This window comes from Streptomyces sp. SID3212 (assembly GCF_009865405.1).
Classification (GTDB): Bacteria; Actinomycetota; Actinomycetes; order Streptomycetales; family Streptomycetaceae; genus Streptomyces.
Map to the genome: position 1 here is coordinate 1 of NZ_WWJY01001223.1, position 784 is coordinate 784.

The 784-nt window shown below is 76.3% G+C and carries 1 protein-coding gene; it reads left to right on the top strand.

The genetic code is table 11. The annotated features are described in order from the left end of the window. The coding region (locus GT042_RS36460) for an SDR family oxidoreductase (RefSeq protein ID WP_161312953.1) at positions 1 to 585 on the top strand (585 nt) is incomplete at its 5' end. Positions 586 to 784: the final 199 nt, after the last annotated feature.

A 784-nucleotide genomic window follows, 5' to 3' on the forward strand; every position in this document is an offset into this window, starting at 1 on the left:
GTGCACGGGCCCGGCGACCTGGCCGCGCCGGACGCGCCCGGGCGGCTCCTCGCCGAAGCGGCCGAGGCGCTCGGCGGGCGGCTCGACATCCTCGTCGCCAACCACGCCCTCAGCGGCTCGGACGGCCCCCTGGACGCGGTCGACGCGGCCATGCTCGACGCCCACTGGGCGGTGAACACCCGGTCGGTGATCCTGCTGGTCCAGGCGTACGCCCGGCTGCGCACCGAGCTGCCCGCCGGCACGCCGGGCGGCAGGATCGTCCTCATGACCTCGGGTCAGGATCTCGGCGGCGGCATGCCGGAGGAGATCGCCTACAGCCTGGCCAAGGGCGCGCTCGCCTCCGCGACCCGCACGCTCGCCACCTCCCTCGCGGACCTCGCGGTGACGGTGAACGCGGTCAATCCGGGGCCGGTCGACACCGGCTATATGACGGGGGACGCGTACGACGCGATCGCCGCGCGGTTCCCGGCCGGACGGTGGGGCATGCCCGACGACCCGGCCCGGCTGATCGCCTGGCTGGCGACGGACGAGGCGTGCTGGATCACCGGTCAGGTGATCAACTCGGAGGGCGGCGTCCACCGCTGACGCCCCTGGGCCGTCCGGCCCACCGCCCCGGAGCCCGGGCCGCCCGTAGTGGGACCGCGGGCGCCGCCTCGCCGGCCGGACCACGGTCCCGTGTCTGCCCGCCGGGCGGCGGGGTCGTCCCCCTGGCGGAACGGGCTAGGGCGTGTCCGTGAAGTGGGGTCTGGCTCGCGGTGTCTGGCACGCGCGCTCGCGGCGTTGT